This window comes from Cuneatibacter sp. NSJ-177 (genome assembly GCF_022867805.1).
Lineage (GTDB): Bacteria > Bacillota > Clostridia > Lachnospirales > Lachnospiraceae > Pseudolachnospira.
Genome location: NZ_JALIFO010000001.1, coordinates 314,163 through 334,919 on the forward strand (window position 1 = coordinate 314,163; position 20,757 = coordinate 334,919).

Annotated in this window: 18 protein-coding genes; 13 read left to right on the forward strand and 5 right to left on the reverse strand. The window is 53.0% G+C overall.

Features of this window, described 5'->3' with window-relative positions; all coding sequences use genetic code 11:
- The first annotated feature begins 44 nt into the window (after positions 1 to 44).
- Positions 45 to 1,031: a carbohydrate kinase family protein gene (locus MUB23_RS01310; RefSeq protein WP_244798386.1), complete on the forward strand. Its 987-nt coding sequence runs from the start codon at positions 45 to 47 to the stop codon at positions 1,029 to 1,031.
- On the opposite strand, the gene MUB23_RS01315 is transcribed toward MUB23_RS01310, so the two are convergent.
- The 4 genes from MUB23_RS01315 to MUB23_RS01330 all read right to left on the reverse strand — a co-directional run bounded on the left by MUB23_RS01315 (position 1,000) and on the right by MUB23_RS01330 (position 4,175).
- The gene (locus tag MUB23_RS01315; protein WP_244798387.1) at positions 1,000 to 2,223 is read right to left on the reverse strand and encodes a dicarboxylate/amino acid:cation symporter; all 1,224 of its coding nucleotides are present in this window, start codon (positions 2,221 to 2,223) and stop codon (positions 1,000 to 1,002) included. The two genes, MUB23_RS01310 and MUB23_RS01315, sit on opposite strands and share 32 nt — an antisense overlap.
- A gap of 72 nt (positions 2,224 to 2,295) precedes the next feature.
- Positions 2,296 to 3,015, reverse strand: coding sequence for a DUF554 domain-containing protein (locus MUB23_RS01320; RefSeq protein WP_244798388.1), 720 nt, complete (start codon positions 3,013 to 3,015; stop codon positions 2,296 to 2,298).
- A gap of 45 nt (positions 3,016 to 3,060) precedes the next feature.
- Positions 3,061 to 3,636 carry a chromate transporter gene (locus tag MUB23_RS01325; protein ID WP_330641755.1) on the reverse strand — a complete coding sequence of 192 codons (576 nt, stop codon included), beginning with the start codon at positions 3,634 to 3,636 and terminating at the stop codon, positions 3,061 to 3,063.
- On the reverse strand, positions 3,633 to 4,175 hold the full coding sequence (locus MUB23_RS01330) for a chromate transporter (protein WP_244798389.1): 543 nt from the start codon (positions 4,173 to 4,175) through the stop codon (positions 3,633 to 3,635). Before MUB23_RS01330 ends, MUB23_RS01325 begins: the two co-directional genes overlap by 4 nt.
- A 216-nt stretch (positions 4,176 to 4,391) precedes the next feature.
- On the opposite strand from MUB23_RS01330, the gene MUB23_RS01335 reads away from it, so the two are divergent.
- The 12 genes from MUB23_RS01335 (at position 4,392) to MUB23_RS01390 (ending at position 19,198) form a co-directional block, all read left to right on the forward strand.
- On the forward strand, positions 4,392 to 5,240 hold the full coding sequence (locus tag MUB23_RS01335) for a mechanosensitive ion channel family protein (RefSeq protein WP_244798390.1): 849 nt from the start codon (positions 4,392 to 4,394) through the stop codon (positions 5,238 to 5,240).
- A 3-nt stretch (positions 5,241 to 5,243) separates the two neighbouring features.
- Positions 5,244 to 7,079 carry a translational GTPase TypA gene (gene typA / locus MUB23_RS01340; RefSeq protein ID WP_244798391.1) on the forward strand — a complete coding sequence of 612 codons (1,836 nt, stop codon included), beginning with the start codon at positions 5,244 to 5,246 and terminating at the stop codon, positions 7,077 to 7,079.
- 51 nt (positions 7,080 to 7,130) lie between these two features.
- Positions 7,131 to 7,916, forward strand: coding sequence for a TMEM164 family acyltransferase (locus tag MUB23_RS01345; protein ID WP_244798392.1), 786 nt, complete (start codon positions 7,131 to 7,133; stop codon positions 7,914 to 7,916).
- Positions 7,917 to 8,059: 143 nt separating this feature from the next.
- Entirely contained in the window at positions 8,060 to 9,181 is a 1,122-nt protein-coding gene (locus MUB23_RS01350) for an ABC transporter substrate-binding protein (protein WP_244798393.1), read from the forward strand.
- 3 nt (positions 9,182 to 9,184) lie between these two features.
- Complete coding sequence (locus MUB23_RS01355) at positions 9,185 to 10,192, forward strand: FecCD family ABC transporter permease (RefSeq protein ID WP_244798394.1); 1,008 nt, start codon at positions 9,185 to 9,187, stop codon at positions 10,190 to 10,192.
- Positions 10,189 to 10,965 (forward strand): ABC transporter ATP-binding protein, encoded by a 777-nt coding sequence (locus MUB23_RS01360; RefSeq protein ID WP_244798395.1) that lies wholly within the window; start codon positions 10,189 to 10,191, stop codon positions 10,963 to 10,965. Before MUB23_RS01355 ends, MUB23_RS01360 begins: the two co-directional genes overlap by 4 nt.
- A gap of 13 nt (positions 10,966 to 10,978) precedes the next feature.
- Positions 10,979 to 11,776, forward strand: coding sequence for an XdhC family protein (locus MUB23_RS01365; RefSeq protein ID WP_244798396.1), 798 nt, complete (start codon positions 10,979 to 10,981; stop codon positions 11,774 to 11,776).
- Positions 11,777 to 11,828: 52 nt separating this feature from the next.
- Positions 11,829 to 12,008 (forward strand): hypothetical protein, encoded by a 180-nt coding sequence (locus MUB23_RS01370; protein WP_244798397.1) that lies wholly within the window; start codon positions 11,829 to 11,831, stop codon positions 12,006 to 12,008.
- A gap of 734 nt (positions 12,009 to 12,742) precedes the next feature.
- On the forward strand, positions 12,743 to 14,020 hold the full coding sequence (locus tag MUB23_RS01375) for a DUF4214 domain-containing protein (RefSeq protein ID WP_244798398.1): 1,278 nt from the start codon (positions 12,743 to 12,745) through the stop codon (positions 14,018 to 14,020).
- A gap of 33 nt (positions 14,021 to 14,053) precedes the next feature.
- A complete protein-coding gene (locus MUB23_RS01380; RefSeq protein ID WP_244798399.1) occupies positions 14,054 to 14,419 on the forward strand; it encodes a hypothetical protein in 366 nt (121 codons plus the stop codon).
- Positions 14,420 to 14,436: 17 nt separating this feature from the next.
- Positions 14,437 to 18,189, forward strand: coding sequence for an MSCRAMM family protein (locus tag MUB23_RS01385; protein WP_244798400.1), 3,753 nt, complete (start codon positions 14,437 to 14,439; stop codon positions 18,187 to 18,189).
- Entirely contained in the window at positions 18,176 to 19,198 is a 1,023-nt protein-coding gene (locus MUB23_RS01390) for a hypothetical protein (RefSeq protein WP_244798401.1), read from the forward strand. Before MUB23_RS01385 ends, MUB23_RS01390 begins: the two co-directional genes overlap by 14 nt.
- A gap of 225 nt (positions 19,199 to 19,423) precedes the next feature.
- On the opposite strand, the gene MUB23_RS01395 is transcribed toward MUB23_RS01390, so the two are convergent.
- Positions 19,424 to 20,644, reverse strand: a complete 1,221-nt coding sequence (locus MUB23_RS01395; RefSeq protein ID WP_244798402.1) for an argininosuccinate synthase — start codon at positions 20,642 to 20,644, stop codon at positions 19,424 to 19,426.
- Between the last annotated feature and the right edge of the window lie 113 nt (positions 20,645 to 20,757).

The window sequence follows — 20,757 nt, forward strand, 5'->3', positions numbered from 1 at the left end:
GATAAAGGGACGGCCGCCCCTTTGATCCAGGAGGAGGGATCCATATGTGGGATGTTGTGGCGCTGGGAGAAGTGCTGATTGATTTTACACCGGAAGGAAAAAACGATCAGGGGGCGGCCCTGTTTTCCTGTAATCCGGGAGGCGCTCCGGCCAATGTGCTGGCCATGAACGCCAAACTGGGAGGCAAGACCGCCGTGATCGGCAAGGTGGGAAGGGATGCTTTCGGAGATTTGCTGCGCCGGACGCTCCTGGAAAATGGAGTGGATGTGGAAGGCCTTGTGACAGACAGCAAAATCCCGACCACTCTGGCTTTCGTGCAGCTAAGTCAGGCAGGGGAGCGGACCTTCACCTTCTACCGGAAACCGGGGGCGGATCTGCTGCTGACTTTTGAGGACGTGAAGCGGGAATGGATCGACTTATGCCGGATTTTTCACTTTGGCTCCGTATCCCTGACCGGCGAACCGGCCCGTTCCGCGACCTTGAAGACCGCGTCTTATGCAAAGGAACAGGGGAAGCTGATCAGTTTTGACCCAAACTACCGGCCGTTTCTCTGGGAAAGCCGGGAAGATGCGAAGGCGCAGATTCAAAAGGGGATTTCCCTGGCAGACTTGGTGAAGGTTTCGGAGGAAGAGCTGATATTAGTGACCGGAACCAGCGACCGGCAGCTTGGCTCTGAGCGGCTGCTGGAGCAGGGGGCGTCATTGGTCTTGGTATCCCTGGGAGAGAAAGGCGCTTTCTACCGCAACCATGCCGGATCCGGTTTGGTCCCGGCATGGCCGGTTACGACCATGGATACCACCGGGGCAGGCGATGCGTTCTTAGGAGCCATGCACTGGCTGCTGCGGGGAATGAGGGCGGAAGAAATCGGTGATTTGCCGCCGGAAAAGATGGAGGAACTGGTGGCTTTCGCCAATGCGGCGGGAGGTCTGACTACAGAGAAAAAAGGCGCGATTCCGGCTCTGCCGGGGGTAGAGGAGATTTTGCAGAAGACCGGCCGGCCTATTCCTCCGTCCGGCAGCCGGACGGTTTGATCCATCTTCGGTAAATCCTATCGACGATCACGCCGATGGCATTGTCTCCGGATACGTTGCAGGCCGTTCCGAAAGAGTCCTGGGTGATATAGAGCGCGATCATCAAAGCTGATAGGCTCTCGGATCCCAGGCCTACCATCGGCAGGAACGGAAGGGCCGTCATGATCGATCCTCCCGGAGCGCCGGGGGAAGCCACCATTGCGATTCCCAGCGTTGCGATAAAACCGATGACAGCGCTGTAGGAAAGAGGGATTTCATTCAGGAATGTGACGGCTACCGCGCAGCTTGTGATGGTGATCATGGAACCGGCCATGTGGATATTGGCGCAGAGAGGAACCACAAAATTTCGGATTTCTTCCGAGATTCCGTCCTTTTCGGCACATTCCAGGTTGACCGGAATCGTGGCGGCGGAGGATTGGGTTCCCAGCGCCGTCATGTAACCGGGGATCTGATTTTTCAGCAAAGTGAACGGATTTTTCCGCCCGATGGATCCGGCGGCGGAAAAGAGCAGGATGAGATAGATGAGATGCAGGGCCAGTACGACCAGAAACACTTTCCAGAGAACGCCGAGAACAGCGAAGGTTTTTCCGGAAAAGGTCATTTCCACAAAAGTGCCGCAGATATAGAGCGGAAGCAATGGCACAATGACGGAGTGGAGCACCTGGCTGATGACATGGGAAAAATCGTCCATCACCCCATAAAGGGTGTTCCCGCCCCCTTTTCCGCGCAGGGAGGAAAGACTGAGCCCAAGGATAAAAGCGAGAAGCACGGCGGCTAAGGTATCGAGAACCGGTTCCACCGAGAGGCTGAGATAAGATTCCAGGGAAGCGCCGGAGGATGGTTGAACCTGTTTGATCGCGGATCCATGGATCAAATAGGGGAATAGAATATCCGCAGCCAAAAAAGAGGCGGAGCCTGCGATCAGCGTTGACGCATAGGAGATCCCGGCGGTCAGTCCTAAAAGTTTTCCGGCCCCCTGGCTGAGGTCCGCGATTCCCATGGTGACAAAGGCCAGGATCATCAGAGGGATCACAAACTTTAAGAAAGTTCCGAACAGTCCGGAAGCGGTGACGGCCAAGCGGCAGAACCATTCCGGCAGAAAGCTTCCAATTAGAATTCCGGTCAGAATCGCGAAAATGAGGCGGGGAACCAGCCCCATTCTTTTCTTTGTGGATTGGGTCTCCATTTCCATCGATGTCCTTTCTCCCCTCAGGCGGCTGCCTATGCCGGCAGGGGATTCAGCGCCCATCTTTGCTGCGTTCCATCACAGCGGAAAGTAACTCCAAAGCCAGGACAGCGGCATCACAAGAATCATCGCCGGCAGGATATTTGCCAGGGATACGTCCAGCAGTTTAAATATTTTAAATCCGGTGATTAAAACCAGCGCGCCGCCGCAGGCGGAAAAATCTGCGAGCATCTCCGGCGTGGTCAGCGGATAGATAAACTGGGCGCTGAAAAATAGAATCAGCATGATGACAGCCTGTGGGATGGCAATCGCCGCAATCGGCAGTCCCAGCCTTGTGGCAAAGATGATGGCGGTAAACGTATCCAGCACAGCCTTTGAGATCAAAATCGAGTGATCCCCGGTCATGCCGGATTGTATCGAGCCGAATATTCCCGTTCCGCTGGCGCAGAAAAGAACAATCATGGTGACAAATTCCGAGAGAAATTCATCCTCAGTCATCGTATTGTCCTTTAGGGTGAATAGTTTTTCGGCAGGTTTTCGCAGGAGGGAAGCAAAATGGGTAATCTTTTCATCCAGATATATCAGCTGGCCAAAGGCAGTCCCCAAAATAACGGCTAAAATGACCGGCGGCATCGCATCGATTTTATTGATGCTGACGACTCCCATAATAAAGGAACCTGTTCCAAAGAAAATAGGCAGATTTTTCCGGACACGTTCCGGTATTTTGTCTCCCAGCAGCGCGCCAAGAACGCCGCCGAGAAAAACTCCTCCACAGTTAATTAGGATTCCAATAGGCATGAAAAATAATCCTTTCTCTTTTGATTTTTTTCGATAAGCCCGGATTTAAACACCGGCAAAATGAAAGACGATTCCGACAACAGCGGAAAGGGCAATGTAAACCACCGGATGACGGTTGGTTTTTTTGATCAGGACAAACAAAAAGACAGCCAGAATCAGATGCTTCAAGCGGAACAGATCCATCCAAAGGCCGCTGGCCCGAAACGCATCGATTCCGATCAGGGCGATTTCCGCAACTCCAAAACCTGCGGCAGCGATCAAACCGGTGGAGGCAGGGCGAAGGCCGTAAAAAACGGAATCCACATACCGGTTACCCTTGAATTTTGATAAGATTTTGCTGATCAGCACAATAATGATGATGGAAGGCGTAACCAATCCGACGACCGCTGTGATGCCTCCAAAGACACCTCCCAGCTGGTAGCCAAAATAGGTGGCGGAATTGATCCCGATCGGACCCGGCGTCGACTCTGAGATGGCGATCATATTGGCGATGTCGCCGCGGGTGATCAGACCGGTGCGGTCGGCAAAATCCTGTAAAAAGGGAAGCGTCGCCAGGCCGCCGCCGATGGCAAAAAGACCGATTTTGAAAAACTCATAAAATAATTGAAGATAGATCATCATTTGCTTTTTCCTCCCAGGCTTTTCAAAATGACTCCCACAGCCCCGGCTCCGAGAACAAAGAAAATCGGGGAGAGCCCGGAGAACACGGAAAGAAGCGCTACAGCGGCAAAAATCAGAGCGGTCGGGAGATCGATGACTGATTTTTTCATCAAGCGCAGTACGGCATTCAAAATCAGGACGCAGACGCAGACCTGAATCCCGGAAAAGGCATTTTGTACAATGGCCAGATCGGAAAAGTTACTGATAAAGGCAGCGATAATGGTGATGATGATCAGAGAAGGGAAGACAACCCCATAGGTGGCGAAAATGGCGCCGGCTAATTTTTTCCTTTTATAGCCGATGAAGGTGGCGGTGTTGATCGCGATGATTCCAGGGGTGCACTGTCCGATGGCGTAGTAATCCATCAGCTCTTCCTCCGTGGCCCAGCCGTATTTTTCCACGACCTCTTTTTGAAGCATCGGAAGCATCGCATAACCGCCGCCAAAGGTCAAGCCGCCGATGCGGGCGAACGTCAGGAATAATTTCCACAGTTCTTTCATGATATTCTCTCCTAATCCTTTCATGCAAAACATGTTTAGTATAACATGAATCGGGAAAAAATCCAACAGAGATGTGCGGAGAAAAAACAGATCGGGAAAAACAGAAGAAAACCGCGAATATCCACAGCGCCGGGGGTTGCCATACAGTGGAAAAGATGCTATAATCAAAAAGTTTTGAATCAGGTTCGTGCCCGACGGAAGAAAGAGAGGTTCCAAATGCCGGAAGCAACGGGAGAAGTCAGCAAGATCGTCAGTTGGCTGGATACCATCACCCCGAAATTGATTTCCCTGGGATGGAAGATCCTGGGACTGATTCTGATTTACTTCGTGGGAAAACGCATCATCCATATGCTGCTTCGTGTGATAAAAAGAGCCATGGAGCGCAGCCGCCTGGAAAAAACAATCCAGGTTATGGCCTACCATGTTTCTCAGGTAGTCCTGTATATGGTGCTGATCTCTACGATGCTCAATTTTGCCGGCTATGAAGCCGCGTCCCTGGTGGCGATCATTGGATCCGCAGGACTTTCCATTGGATTGGCTTTCCAGGGCAGCCTCAGCAATTTCGCCGGCGGCGTTTTGATTCTGCTCACCAAGCCGTTTAAAATCGGAGATTATATCGAAGAGGACGCCAAGAAAAATTGCGGGACGGTCAAAAGCATCAGTATCTGCTACACGACCCTTGTCACCCCGGATGAGAAGACCGTGGTGATCCCGAATGGAACATTGGCCAATACAAGCCTGACCAATTACAGCACCCAGGGCAAACGACGGGTGGAAGTATCGGTGGGCATATCCTATGACGATGATTTGAAAAAGGCCAAAGAGGTTATGACAAAGGTGCTGGAGCAGGTTTCCACCAGGCTCCCGGATTCTGCGGTAAACGTCTTTGTCGATCAGTTGGGGGACAGCGCGGTACAGCTTTCGGGCTGGATTTGGTCTTCGTCGGGGGATTACCTACCGGCGAAGTGGGAGGCCACGGAACAGGTTAAGCTGGCGTTTGACGAAGCCGGCATTCACATCCCATATCCCCAGATGGATGTGCATATGATTGAAGGAGAACAATAGAAAATGAAGATGAAGAGAGAAGACATTCGGAATATTGCCATCATCGCCCATGTTGACCACGGCAAGACCACGCTGGTGGATGGGCTGTTGAAGCAAAGCGGCGTGTTCCGTGCCAATCAGGAAGTTGTGGAGCGCGTCATGGACTCCAACGATATCGAGCGTGAGCGCGGTATCACGATCCTGTCCAAAAATACCGCAGTTTATTATAAGGATACGAAAATTAATATCATCGATACGCCCGGCCATGCGGACTTCGGCGGCGAGGTGGAACGCGTACTGAAGATGGTGAACGGCGTTGTGCTGGTGGTGGACGCGTTTGAAGGCCCTATGCCGCAGACCAAGTTTGTGCTGAAAAAGGCTTTGGAGCTGGATTTAGATGTGATCGTCTGTATCAATAAAGTCGACCGGCCGGAAGCACGCCCCGACGAGGTGGTGGATGAGGTGCTGGAGCTTTTGATGGAGCTGGATGCCAGCGACCGGCAGCTGGACTGCCCCTTTGTCTACGCCTCCGCCAAGGCAGGCTGGGCGGTCCGGGATCTGGACGATGAGAAAGTCAGCATGATCCCTCTTTTTGAGACGATCATGGAAGCGATCCCGGCTCCGGAGGGAGATCCGGATGCGGATACGCAGGTTCTGATCAGTACGATTGATTACAACGAGTATGTGGGCCGTATCGGCGTCGGCAAAGTGGACAACGGGAAGCTGCGGGTGAATCAGGAAGTCGTTTTGGTCAACGCCCACGACAAGGAGAAGTTCAAAAAAGTAAAGGTCAGCAAGCTTTACGAGTTTGAAGGCCTGGAAAAGGTAGCGGTGGAGGAAGCAAATATCGGCGCGATTGTAGCGATCTCCGGCATCTCGGATATCCATATCGGCGATACGCTCTGTTCCCCGGACAACCCGCAGCCGATTCCGTTTCAAAAGATTTCCGAACCGACCTTGGCGATGAACGTGATGGTAAACGACAGCCCTTTTGCCGGGCAGGAGGGCAAGTATGTGACTTCCCGCCATCTGCGGGAGCGTTTGTTCCGGGAATTGAACACCGACGTCAGCCTGCGGGTCGAGGAGACCGACAGTCCGGACTGCTTTAAGATTTCCGGCCGCGGGGAGCTGCATTTGTCTGTTCTGATCGAGAATATGCGCCGGGAAGGCTATGAGTTTGCGGTCAGCAAAGCCGAGGTATTATACAAGGAAGATGAAAACGGACACAAGCTGGAGCCCATGGAACGGGTCTATATCGATGTTCCCGATGAGTTTTCCGGCACGGTCATCGAGAAACTGAGCGGCCGTAAGGGCGAATTGATCAATATGTCCCCGTCCGGCACCGGCACGACACGGCTGGAGTTTTCTATTCCTTCCCGCGGTCTGATCGGCTACCGGGATGAGTTTTTGACCGACACGAAGGGGAACGGAATTTTGAACCAGCTGTTCGACGGCTATGACACTTACAAGGGCGACATTCAGTACCGGACCCAGGGTTCCCTGGTTGCTTTCGAGACCGGAGAGGCCATCACTTACGGCTTGTTCAACGCCCAGGGCCGCGGGATTTTGTTTGTCAATCCCGGCGACCGGGTATACGCGGGCATGGTGGTTGGGCAGAACGCCAAGACCGATGACATCGAGGTCAATGTCTGCAAGAAGAAACAGCTGACCAATACCCGTGCGTCGGGCTCCGACGATGCTTTAAAACTGTCGCCGCCTCGAATCATGAGCCTGGAGCAGTGCATGGAATTCATCGACACCGACGAGCTGTTGGAGGTGACGCCGAAGAGCCTGCGCATCCGGAAGCGGATTTTGGATCCGACCCAGCGCAAGCGCGACGCCATGCGCAAGAAATCGTAACTTTTTCTGCATCATAGATTCTCTCTGCAATGTGACAGTCAGGAGGCGGAGATGGGGACAGGATGGGAATGGCTGGCGGCTCCGATGGAGCAGCCGGAAGTGTATGGAGCGTTTCATCTGTTGGCAGCCGGGATTGGCGTCTGTCTGGCCGTGACTGCGGCCTGGCGGCTGCGCCGTCTTTCGGAAACGGCATTTTTGCGCCTGACCGGCGGGATCGGCTTTCTTTTGGCCGCCGCTGAAATCTTAAAGCAGTGTTTTCTATATGAAGTCGTATACCACCAGGGCTATGCCTGGTGGTATTTTCCTTTTCAGCTTTGCAGCCTGCCGCTTTATTTTTGCCCGGTGATCCCTTTTTTGAGGAGAGGACCGGCGAGGGAAGCTTTCTTAACCTTTTTGATGAGCTTTAACTTGTTGGGCGGGCTGGCGGCGTTAGCCGTACCGAATGATCTGCTTCATCCGTATCTCTTTTGGACTTGGCACGGCTTTCTCTGGCATATTTTTCTTGTGTTTCTTGGATGTCTTGCCGGATTCCACCGGACTGCTGTGCCAGAGCGGTCTCCGCGCCAATTTCTCTGCGCCCTGCCGGTCTGGGGAATCTCCGTAATTCTTGCCACAGTCTTCAATATCCTGCTTCATGGTAAGGGCGAAATCAATATGTTTTATATTTCCCCCTACTATCCGTCCACGCAGCCGGTGATTTCCTCTTTGGAGCAGGCATGGGGGATGCCGGCAGGGATTGCGGTGTATCTGCTGGGAATGGTGCTGGGGGCGCTGCTCCTATATGGACTGGTAAGTGTGGCCTGGAAACAGGGAGGGGGAAAAGAAATTCATTTTTAAGGATTGTGCGATGATTTTCTTGTCTTTTGAATCAGAAAGCAGAAGACGTCTGGTATTCTTGACAATGTATTATATTGATGATAGAATAATAAACGACTCATATTGGCAGGCTGAACAGCCATATTCTGAAAAAGGGGATAAATATGAAAAGATGGATGAGTGTTTTGCTGTCTATTGCCATGGTGCTTTCGCTGACTGCTTGCGGAAGCGGGACAGGTTCGACGACAGCAGCGGCGACAACGGCCGCACCGGCCACAAAGGCAGAGACCACAGCAGCTGAGACCACGGCAGCGCCTGAAACAACGGCGGCGGCCACGACGGCTGCACAGGGAGCAATTTCTTTTACCGACCAGGGCGGACGGCAGGTTACTCTGGAAAAGCCGGCGGAATCGGTGGTGAGTTGCTATTATATCACTTCTTACGCGATGATTGCCCTGGGGCTGACGGACCACCTGGTCGGCGTTGAGGACAACGCCGACAAGCGTCCGATGTACTCCCTGGCGGCGCCGGAGCTGATGGAGCTGAACTCCGTGGGCTCCTTGAAAGAATTCAATCTGGAGGCAGCGGCGGCTCTGAATCCTGATTTGATCCTGCTTCCGAAAAAGCTTTGGAGCAATGCGGACACACTGACGGGCCTTGGCATCCAGGTGATCGAGGTGAACCCGGAGAGCCATGAGGAATTGGTGGAGATGCTCCATCTGATTGCGAAGGCCTGCGGCAAAGAGGAAAACGCCGTTGCCTTGGAGAACTATTACAATCAGAAGCTGGATGAAATCAAAGGTTTGACTGCGAATTTAACCGATGACCAGAAGCCGGTGGTCTATATGGCCGGAAACTCCGATTATCTGACGACTGCGCCGGCCGCCATGTACCAGGCGACGCTGATCGACACTGCTGGAGGCGTGAATGCGGCGAAGGATGTGGAAGGCGATTATTGGGTTGAGGTCTCCTACGAACAAATCCTGGCGATGAATCCTGATGTGATCGTGATTCCCTGTGCGGCGAAATACATGGCGGAGGATATCTTAAAGGATGAGCAGTTGGCCGGCGTGACGGCTGTGAAAAATGAGGCGGTTTATCACATGCCAACCGAGCTGGAAGAATGGGATTCTCCGGTTCCTTCCGGAATTCTCGGCAATCTGTGGATGATGGCGGTTCTGCATGAGGATCTGTATTCCATGGAAACCATGCGAGGAGATGCGGCGGAGTTTTATCAGACGTTTTACGGAGTTACCATAGACGCGGAAAAATTGATTGGAAAGTAAAAGATGAAACAGCGGAAGGGATTGTCACCGAACATAGCGATTGCAGGAACCGGGATATTGATTGCGGTACTGTTTCTGGTGTCAATCTGCGTAGGCCAATACCCCATTTCTCTTTCTGAGATCTGGGGTATTTTCCGCGGCGGAATGGAAGACACCATGGCCTACAACGTATTCTATACGTTACGCCTGCCCCGGACAATCCTGGCCTTGATGGCCGGGATTGCGATGGGGGTGGCCGGAAGTATTTATCAGATCATCTTTAAAAATCCCCTGGCGTCCCCGGATATCATCGGTGTGACGGCAGGCGCCAATCTGGGGGCGGCCGCAGCGATTCTGTTTTTGGGCGGATCAGCCGCGGCTTTGGCTGTGGGTGCTTTTGCAGGCGGTATTGTGGTGGTGCTTCTGGTCATGCTTTTGGTAAGGCTGACCGGGCTGAGCCGGACCTCCACCTATGTATTGGCGGGGATCGTGATGTCCTCGGTGTCAAAGGCATTTATCATGATCCTGAAATTTTTTGCCGATCCGCAGAACGAGCTGGCGGCCATGGAATTTTGGACCATGGGAAGCCTGGCCCAGGTGACCCGCTCGAAGCTTTTGGTGGTCGCTCCCTTATTTTTGATTTCCTTAATCGGACTGTTTTTAATGCGGAGGCAAATCGGGCTCATGGCGTTGAGCGAGGACGAGTGCCGGATGCTGGGCGTGCGGATCCGGCCGGTGCGGCTGGCGGTTCTGCTGCTTTCGACCCTGCTGGTGGCTTCCGTGGTCAGCGTGACAGGACTGATCGCATTTATCGGCCTGGTGGTGCCCCATATTGCCAAGCTGATGATCAAAAAAGGCGGCGCGGTTCTGACGATTTTATCCGGATTGATCGGCGGTGCGATTCTGCTTCCGGCGGACTGCCTGGCGAGGAGTCTGGGCAGCGTCGAGATCCCAATCAGTATTCTAACCACATTTTTGGCGGTGCCGTTTTTATTTTACCTGATGTGCCGGCAGAAAGGAGGCGGGCAGTGAAACCTCTGTTAAAGTTAAAAAATTTCTCGGTCTCCCATGGAAAAAAAGAGACGGTGCACGGAGTGGATTTGGAGCTGGCGGAGGGAGAATTCTGTGCTCTCCTTGGCTTAAATGGTTCTGGTAAAACCACGCTGCTGCGGGGGGTCTGCGGGCTTCTCCCCCATATTTCCGGGGAGTGCCGGATTCTGGAGGAAGATTGCCTGCGGCTCCATGAGTATCAAAGGGCGAAGAAAATGTCTTTTATCCCTCAGGTCAGCAGTGAGATCGATGGGATCACGGTGCTAGAGGTGGTGCTGATGGGGTGCAATCCTTATCTGCATCTGTTTGAGTCTCCGGGGGCCGGACAGAGGGCCCAGGCTGTACAGATTCTGGAAAAACTGGGACTAATTCAGTGGAAGGATAAGGAATTCTCTATTTTAAGCCAGGGGCAAAAGCAGCTGGTGATCTTGGCCCGTACATTGATGCAGGACACGCCGGTGCTCCTGATGGACGAGCCGGACAGCGCCCTGGACTTCTGCAACCGCCATATGGTTCTTGGGAAAATCCGGGACACGGTCCATGAGGAAAAGAAGGCCGGACTGATCACGCTTCACGATCCCAATTTTGCGATGAATTACTGCGACCGCCTGGTGTTGTTGAGGGACGGCAGGATTTGCGGGGAAATTCATATGCAGGGAGCCACGGAAGAGGAGATCCGGGGAAAACTTTCCGGGATCTACGGCGATGTAGAGATTGTCCCCCAGGGAAGCGCCTGGCTGATGGGGAAGGCTTGAGGAAGGAGTAAAAATGGAAGAAAAGATGTTGCTGAAAAAGCAGATGGAGGCGCTGGAAAACGGCAAGAGTTATGCGGTGGTGACGATTGTGGAATCCGACGGCTCGACGCCCCGCAGCAGCGGGAAGATGCTGGTCTATGAGGACGGCAGTACCGAGGGCACGGTCGGCGGCGGTGCCATAGAGCGGATGGCGGCAAAAGATGCGGCGGATTATTTGAAAACCGGAAAGAATGCGCTGCGCACCTATGATCTTACCTCTGAGGCGTCGGAGACGGGAATGACTTGCGGCGGACATATGACAGTCTGGATCGAGAGTTTTTCCGCCAAGCCGCTTTTGGTGATCTGCGGCGCCGGGCATGTAGGCGGCGCGCTGCTTCCCGTGGCCAAGACCATTGGTTTCCGGACCATGCTGCTGGACAACCGGGATCCGGAGCTGATTCGGGATAAAGTGGAGCTTGCGGATGTGTTCGTGCCGGTGAAAGATTTTGAGAAGGATCTTGACGGTATGGATCTGCCGGATGGCGCCTTCTATGTGATCGTGACCTTCGGGCACCACCATGATGCGGAGGCTTTAAAAGCGGTTTTGAAAAAAAACAGCGCTTACGTGGGAATGATCGGGAGCCGGAAAAAAGTACAGGGAGTGTACGACCGGCTGAAAGGCGAAGGCGTTTCCGAGGAGGAACTGGAGACAGTCTACAGCCCGATTGGACTGGATATCGGTGGGGAGACGCCGGAGGAGATCGCCGTCTCGATCATGGCGGAAATCTTGATGGTGAAAAATGGGCGGACCGGGAAGCATATGAAGAAGTGATGCCTGGTTGCAGCGTTTCTGCGGGCGGCATGGCAATAGGGAGGGATTGAGGATGAAGAAGAAAATCTTAACTTCGATTATCGTGATTGCCGTTTTTCTGATCCAGATATGGAGAAATTCAGGACCGAATGCAGAACCCTATGTCGTGATCATAGCGGGAGGATTTTCAGCATTCTTGGCCTGGGCTTTTTTGCAGCTTGTGTTTCTTCTATTGGACCGGCACAAAAAATGAAAGGCTGTTGGAAATTGAATTTTTTTGCAAGATATCCCGTTTGGCAGTGATACAAATGTTGATGTTCTGCAAAAGGGACCATTTCTGGGACAGCCCCCGGCTTGGATGGAGCAAAGCAGAAAATTTCATAGGGAACATCCCTGGGAGAGAGGGCGCGAACCGATGAATGAGCGGTTCGCGCTTTTTGAAATGAATCTTATAAAAAACAGTGGACAAAACCGATTGTAGGTGGTATAATAATTTCCACAAAAACACTTTTAGTTTCAATAAAAGACGATTGCTTCTTATCTTATTTCTTGAGGTTTTTCTAGTCGGTTCTGGCTACATTCAGTATATTCCATTTTTGGCTTCTACCTCTTTTTATCGTGCAGAAAAGCCGTTCCTAATTCTCTATTCCAATATTCATCTGGAGCACAATCCATCACATTTTTTACTTCCGATAAAGCCCTCTCTGTCTAATCTGCAATCATCTCGGAATATGTCTTTGAAATCAAAATTCCCTCCGTCCATATAGTGATGCCCGCCTCATCGTTGAGAGCGGCAATCCCAACGGAATTTCTTATCATTCGAATGCTTGGCGTCCGGAGTGTCAAATACCCGCAGGAATAGAAATGGTTATTCCATGTACCACCGCGCGGGGCCTTTTGCCTTCCGCCGGCGAATCTTCGTGGTTTACATGTAAGCGCCCGATCTATGGGTCAGTACAGAACCGATAAAAAGGAAAGGTAGGTATTATGATGAAACGATGGTTTGAAATTGCCGGGGGACTGGCCCTGGCAGCGTTTTGTTTGGTCTTTGCCGCGCCAGTCGAAGGAATGGCTTTTTTGATCCCAAGACCGCCGGAAATCAGAAATGCGGCGCAATGCTTTTTGCGGCCGGAAGCAGAGCCGCCTGGGGAGGATACGGCGGCGTTTGTGTCCCGGCTGTACCGGACTTGTCTGGGACGGGAAGCGGATGCCGGAGGTTTGTTTTTTTGGCAGGCCCGTTTGGAGTCCGGGGAAGCTGCGGGAGCGGATGTGGCGGCCGGTTTCTTTTTGTCTAGAGAGTATCAGGATATGGACCAGGAGGATGGGCAATACGTGGATGACTTGTACCGCGCCGTGCTGGGCCGTGAGCCGGACCGCGGGGGAAAAGAATTTTGGCTGGACTGTATGGAAGCCGGGAGCAGCCGCCATTTGGTGCTGAGCGGTTTTACAAACTCTCAGGAATTCAGGAGTCTTTGTTCCCGATACAGAGTAGACCCAGGTTCTTACACGTCGCCGGAAATCCGCGATCAAAACAGAGAGGTAACGGCATTTGTCCAGCGCATGTACCGATTGGTGCTTCGAAGAGACGGGGAAGCCGAAGGCTTGAACAATTGGACTTCTTTTTTGCTGGAACAAGGAGGGACCGGATCGGAGGCCGCCGAAGGATTTTTCCTGAGCGAAGAATTTCGGAGGCGGAAAACGGATTTGGACGATTATGTGGAGCTGCTCTACCGGGCGCTGCTAGGGCGAAATTCGGATCCGGAAGGAAAAAGAGATTGGATTGAGGCCGTGAGATCTGGACGGATGACGCCGGCCGAATTGATCGGCTCCTTTGCCGGGAGTGAAGAATTTAGACGGCTATGCCAAAAATACGGCGTTAGCGCCGGATCCCGGAGCCGGTCTGGCGGCGATCTTCCCAATGTGAGAATTTTTCAGCCGGAATCCGTCCCGGAGATGAGAACTCTGGTTAACCAATTGAGGGAGAACAAGGGGCTTCCCCCGTTTGCATCCTCGGATCAGATGGAGGCGCTGGCTCTTCGCCGTGCAGAGGAGATCAGCCGGAATTACAGCCACGAAGGGCATCAAGGCGGGGAAAACCTGGCCTACAGTTCCAGTAAGTCGGCCGGTGCAGAGAAAATATTTCAGGGCTGGGTCAACAGTTCCGAGCATTTGGAAAATCTGACGGCCAAGGGGTACCGGACCATGGGCTGTGCGAAATATGTGACGGAGCGGGGCTCCTATTGGGTTTTGGTTCTGGGAAACTGATCAAGCAAGGGGAACGAACAGAAAGGAAAAACAATGAGAATTTACGGAAAAGCAGTGTTGGCAGGTATGGCGGGAATTTTACTGTTTGGGACCTTGGTTTACGCAAAAGAGGAACCTGATTCCTTGCCGGAGGAAATGGCGGTTTCCTGGTATGAAAATGGCGTTCAGCAGGGGCTCTACACGAATCCTGGACTGGAGGATACGGTGGGCGTTTTCTTCCAAAATGAGACGCTGGACAACATCCTTATGATGAGCAGGGATCCCTCCCTGGAAGAATGGAGTGTGGATCAATTCTTTGCAGGAACCGTATTCCGGGATCTGACGGTAGACGAACTGGAGGCCTTCTATGCGGAGGGCTACCGTGACATGAACGAAGTTTTGACGGCGCTTGGATATTAAAGCAGAAGGAGGAGTTTATGAATATATGGAAGAAGCGGATGGCATGCTTTTTGGCCTGCCTTCTGATCCTTGGCTTATTTACCATCCCGGAACCGGCAAATGCCTTTGCGGACAGCTGCGTTCTCCACGCCAAGCGAAGCGGGCAGTTTCAGCAATTTGAGATGGATATCTACGATTCGGTCCATGGTCCGCTTTACCTGATGACCCTGGACGGAGAGCTGGCTTTTTGCATGGACTATGGAAAGCACAGTCCCTCCGGCTCGATTTATGAAAAGATGGATCTTGGAGAGAAAATACCGGATGATCAGCGGGAGGTAATCCGGCAGGGCCTGATGTTTTCCCTTTATCTGGAGAACTGTATCTATGGGGATAAAGAATGGGGAGCCCCCGGCCTGGAAAATATGACGGCGGATAGCGGCCAATATCTCTTGATGCAGATCTGGGTCTGGGCGGCTGTGAAAGGTCTGACCTCTCTGGAATGCGCGGACTGTGTCCGACGCACTTACATCTCATGGGGAAGTGAGAATCAGACCTGGGCGGACAATACTTATCAGATGGCGGAAGATTTTCTGGAAGCCGGAATGGACCAGAGCTATACGGTGGAGATCGCCGCCTATAGCTCCGGAAATGCTGCAAATCAGGATATGTTTACCTATGATTTCTCGACATTTCAGCCTGTGCCGGGCGAGCTTGCCGTAGGCGTATACAAAGTGGGAGTACAGTCCGGGAAATCTTATGCCGGCGCTGTATACGGGGTGTACTCTGACTCTGGATGCAGCAGCCGGGTGGCCGAAGTGACCACAGGAGCAGACGGAAAAGGAAGCGCCGTATTCTCCGGGAAGGAGGGGACCTACTATTTAAAGGAAAAGACCGCTCCCAAGGGAACGGTTCTAAATTCCACTGTCTACCCGGTTTCCTTGACATACGGTTCTCTGGAACAAATCCCATATATCACCGCGGCAAATGCGGAGTGGTCCGGCCGTGTTTCCGTGACAAAGTGTTCTGAGGAGAACACTCCTTTATCCGGCGCGGCGTTTGATCTGGAAGAGTGGGATGGCGGCAAATATGTCTTTCACTCCCGATTGGAGGAGCAAAGCGGCGGAATCTACTCTACAGGAGAAATTTTTTACCGACCGGCGAATCAAGGAAAATACCGGATCGTGGAGGTGGCCGCGCCCGCCGGGCATGTAAACAGTGGCTGGAAGCAGGAGCTGACTTTGACAAAGGACGGTCAGACATTTGCCTACACCGTGACCAACGCGCCCTGGCGCGCATCGGTTCAAGTGGTTAAAACGGACGCAGAATCCGGAAATCAGATCAAAGGAGCCGTCTTTTCTGTCGAGGAGTGGAATGGGCACGCCTATGTTCCGGCTGGAACTCTTTTGGATCAGGGAAACGGCGTCTATCGCGCGGAAAATCTGGCTTATACGTCTTTGAATCAGGGGAAATTCCAGATCCGGGAGGAGAAGGCTCCGGACGGTTATGTAAACAGCGGATGGACACAGGAATTTGTCCTGACCCGCGACGGCCAGAGTTTTTCCTACTCTCTGGAAAACATGCCGGTCAAAGGAAGCATCCGTCTGAAAAAGGTGGACGAAGAGACCGGCGGCACGCCCCAGGGGGATGCGACCTTGGAGGGCGCGGTCTATGGATTGTACGCCAGAGCCGATATTCCCCGTCCGGACCGCGCGGGGCTTCTTTATCAAGCGGGGGAACTGGTAAAGACGGGCACGATTGAACACGGAGGCGCGGAATTTACAGACCTCTATCCGGGTTCTTATTTTGTGAAAGAAATAGAAAGTCCGGAAGGCTATCAGTACAGCAGCGCTGAGTATGAAGTCGAGTTGTCCAGCGAAGACCAGACGAAACCGCTGATACTCCGGGAATTGACGGTAAAAGAAGCAGTCAAAAAAAGCCGGGTCCGTCTTTTAAAAATATCCAGCGACGGAACAGCCGGGGAGGTTTCCCCTTTGGCCGGGGCAGAGTTTACGTTTAAGCTAAAGCGGGAAGCGGATGCGGAAGGATGGGAAAAGGCCCGGACGTTTGACATTGCCGCAACCAACTCCGAGGGGACTGCCGTGACAAAAGAGCTTCCCTACGGCGTCTATCTGGTCAGGGAGACCAAAGTGCCGCCGGAACACGCCCCGGTACGGGATTTCCTGGTGGAGGTCCGGGAGCACAGGCCGTCGGAACCCATTTCTATCATTCTCAACGACACCCCTTTTCAAGCCTATATTAAAATCATTAAGACTGACCAGGATACAGGGGAAGTGGTGCCCCTTGCCGGCGCGGCGTTCCAAATCCGGGATCAGGATGGAGCCCTGGTGAAACAAAAGGTAGGAGACCGTTTCATCGATACCTTTGTCACCGATGAAACCGGGACGGTCACTACGCCGCTGATGAATGTATCTGGGACCTATACGGTGACTGAGATAAAAGCACCGCCCGGTTACCGAATCAACGATACAGAAGTGGAGTTTGCCGTTTCCCATTCCGAGGCTGAGCTGGATGAGGCCGGGGATCCGATCATCTCGGTTCAGGTGTCCGATCCTGCTTTGAAGGTGGATATATTAAAAACCGATCTGATTACCCAGGGGCCGGTTTCCGGAGCGCGCCTTCAAGTTTTAGATGCCCAGGGAAAGGTGATCGACGAATGGGTCACCGAGGAAGAGCCGCATCGAATCCATGGCATACCGGCCGGAGATTACATCCTGAGGGAGATCGAGGCTCCAAAAGGGCAGGGGTATGTCCGGGCGGAAGATTTGAACTTCCGTGTGGAAGAGGCGGAGGAGGCGCAGGAAATCAATTTGCAGGAGGATTCGACAAAGGTTGAGGTGGATAAGCTGGACCAGGAGACCGGAAATTATCTTACGGGAGCGGAAATGCAGATCCTGGACCATTCCGGAAATATTCTATATGAGTGGACGAGCGGAGACGGCCCGAAGCGGTTCGACCGTCTGCCGGTAGGAACGTATATCCTCAGAGAAATCTCCGCCCCGGCCGGCTATGTGAAGGCGGACGACCTACCTTTTACCGTGGAAGAGACCGGGGACGTGCAGAAATTGGAGCTTGGCAATGACTTTACAAAGGTAGAGGTCAGTAAGCTGGACCGGCTGACCGGGAAATATCTGCCCGGCGCGGTTTTGCAGCTTGTGGATTCCCAGGGAGAAGTGGTCCGGGAGTGGGAGAGCGGGGAGTCTCCGGAGCAGTTTACCCGTCTGCCCGCCGGAACCTATCTTTTGGTCGAGGTATTTGCTCCGGCAGGATACCTGAGAGCGGCAGACCTGGCTTTTTCGGTGAGGGACACCGGCGAGCTGCAGCAAGTCGAACTCCCCAATGACTACACCAAACTGGAAATCAGCAAGATTCAGGAAGCAGATGGGTCCTTTCTGCCCGGAGCCAGCCTTCAGCTGCTGGAGGAGAATGGCCAGGTTTTGTACGAGTGGGTCAGCGGCGACAGACCGGCTATTTTAGAATTCCTCGAACCGGGGAACTATGTCCTTCACGAATCAAAAGCGCCCGACGGATACTCGCTGGCGGAGGACATTTCTTTTACTTTAGAGGAAACCGGGGAATGGCAGAAGGTGGTCATGAAAAACCGGGCCCGCGGGACCATTACGGGAAACTATGAAAATGGAAAGGAATCCCGAAATGTGAAAACCGGAGATTCGGTTTCTCTTGCGCCCTGGATTGGTTTGGCTGCCCTTGCCGGCATGTTTTTGGGGACTGTCTGGAGGATCAAGAGAAGGAGGAAACATGAGGGGAAGTAAATGGAAAGTCCTGACATTGGGTTTGGCGGCGGGACTCGCTGCCCTTCCTCTCCCCATTTATGGAGAGGCAGATGAACCGGTTTGGGTGGATACGGTGGAATGCCAAAGCTTATCGGCTGCGGATCGGTATGTATTTCCGACCTTCCGGGAGGTAGAAGGGACACGTTACCAGTTGATCCGTACCGAGATTGAGACGTCGGAAGGGACTCCCGTCAAGGAGACGGAGAAGAGGATGGAAATACGGACCTCGGACTTGCTTTTGCCGGGGGAGGAGTGGGCGCCGGAAGAAACCATATGGAAAGATGGGATGTCCTATCATTTGACGGAGACCAGGACAGAAAATTCCAGGATTTCCGGGCGTACGCAAAAAGCCGAGGGCTGGGTTACCTATTCGGAGAGAACCACGAAGCCGGAGATCCCCGAAAGCGCCGAATTTGAGATCGAGGACGTGGATACCGGGGAGAGAAGAACAGTAACCCTTCCTCTTGTCCGGACCGAGGAACAATGGCAGTGGCAAGATGATTTTCAGACCATTTTGACCGCGGAACCGGTCGATGCTTTGGAGTATCGGCTGGGAGATGAGGTGGTGACGCTGGGAGGAGAGGAGCCGGGGTTATCCGGACATGAGACGGAGGTCCTGCATGTGCTGGGGCTGGACCCGAATCTTTACCGGATTGAGACCATGAACTGGGCGGGACCGGCCTACCTCCGGGACGGAATACCAGTGCGGGATATCAATCTTTCCGGCTCCCGCTATGTCGCCTCCTACCAGGTCTATTATGCCGGGGAAGTGCCTTTGGACGACGTGTTGGGAAATGTTGTCGTGGCGCTCTATGAGGCGGAGGTGGAAAGGGAGGCGGGATCTCTTCTCAGCTACACCGTAAGGGCTTCCTACCAGCCGGAGCAGGCTCATTCCATGCTTCTTCCAGCCACAGCGGGAGCATCCGCCGGAATGATATTGACAGCGATTCTTTTCCGGCGGAGAAAGAAAAAAAGTGAAGAAAAGTGAGGACATGCGGAGAAAAGTGAAGAAAAAGGGAACTGGATTGAACGAAGGATGAAATCGTGTTATACTATTTCAAGAGCAGGTGAAAAAATTCCAGGTTACCTCAAATCAATTTCGATGGCTTCGCGAGGGGCCAAAAAGATAACCAAAAGCCGCACAGGGTAAATTGCTGTGCGGCTTTTGGTTGGATCAATATGATGGAAAGCAAGTTATTTTATCAAAAACGAATTATTTCTGTTCCAGCTCCGCCTTCTTCATCGCGCGCACCTTGAGCGGCAGGCCGAACAGGTTGATGAAGCCTTCGGCGTCGTGGTGGTCATAGAGCTCGCCGGTGGTGAAGGAAGCCAGGGTTTCGCTGTACAAAGAGAAAGGAGCCTTGGTGCCGGCCTTGATAATATTTCCTTTGTACAGTTTGAATTTAACCTCGCCGGTCACATCTTCCTGGGTTTTTTCGATGAAAGCCTGCAGGGCCTCGCGCAGAGGAGTGAACCACTTGCCCTCGTAGACCACCTGTGCAAACTTGTTGCCCAGATCCTTTTTCACTTCGTAGGTGGCGCGGTCCAAAACCAGCTCTTCCAGCTGCTGATGAGCTTCCATCAGAATCGTTCCGCCGGGGGTCTCATAGACGCCGCGGGATTTCATTCCCACCACACGGTTTTCCACGATATCGACAATGCCGATGCCGTGTTTGCCGCCCAGTTCGTTTAGCTTGGTGATGATCTCGGAAACCTTCATCTCCTGGCCGTTCAGACTGGTGGGTACGCCCTTTTCAAAGGTCATCGTCACGTACTCGCCTTCTTCCGGCGCTTTTTCCGGCGTTACGCCCAGCACCAGCAGGTGATCATAGTTGGGCTCATTGGCCGGGTCCTCCAGTTCCAGGCCCTCATGGCTGATGTGCCACAGGTTGCGGTCGCGGCTGTAGCTGTTGTCAGCGGAGAAAGGAAGGTGAATACCGTGGGCTTCGCAGTAGGCGATTTCGTCCTCACGGGACTGCATATTCCAGGTTTCATTGCAGCGCCAGGGAGCAATGATTTTCAGATCCGGGGCCAAGGCCTTGATGCCCAGTTCGAAACGAACCTGGTCGTTGCCTTTTCCGGTAGCGCCGTGGCAGATGGCAACCGCGTCCTCTTTGCGGGCGATCTCTACCAGCTTCTTGGCGATCAGCGGACGGGCCATCGAGGTACCCAACAGGTATTTGTTCTCATAAACCGCATTGGCCTGGACGCAGGGAACCACATAGTCGTCGCAGAACTCATCGATTACATCCAATATGTAAAGCTTGGAAGCGCCGGAGAGCTTCGCGCGCTCCTCCAGGCCGTCCAGTTCATTGCCCTGGCCTACGTCGATGCAGCAGCAGACGACGTCGTAGTCGTAATTTTCTTTCAGCCACGGAATGATGGCAGTGGTGTCGAGACCGCCGGAATACGCTAAAATAACTTTGTCTTTCATGTTGAGGGACCTTCCTTTCCTATTTTCCGCTATTTATAAATATGCAGAAATTCGCTTCTCTTTGATGTCTGCCGAAAGTATACACCAGCCCGGAAAATTTTGCAAGTATTTTT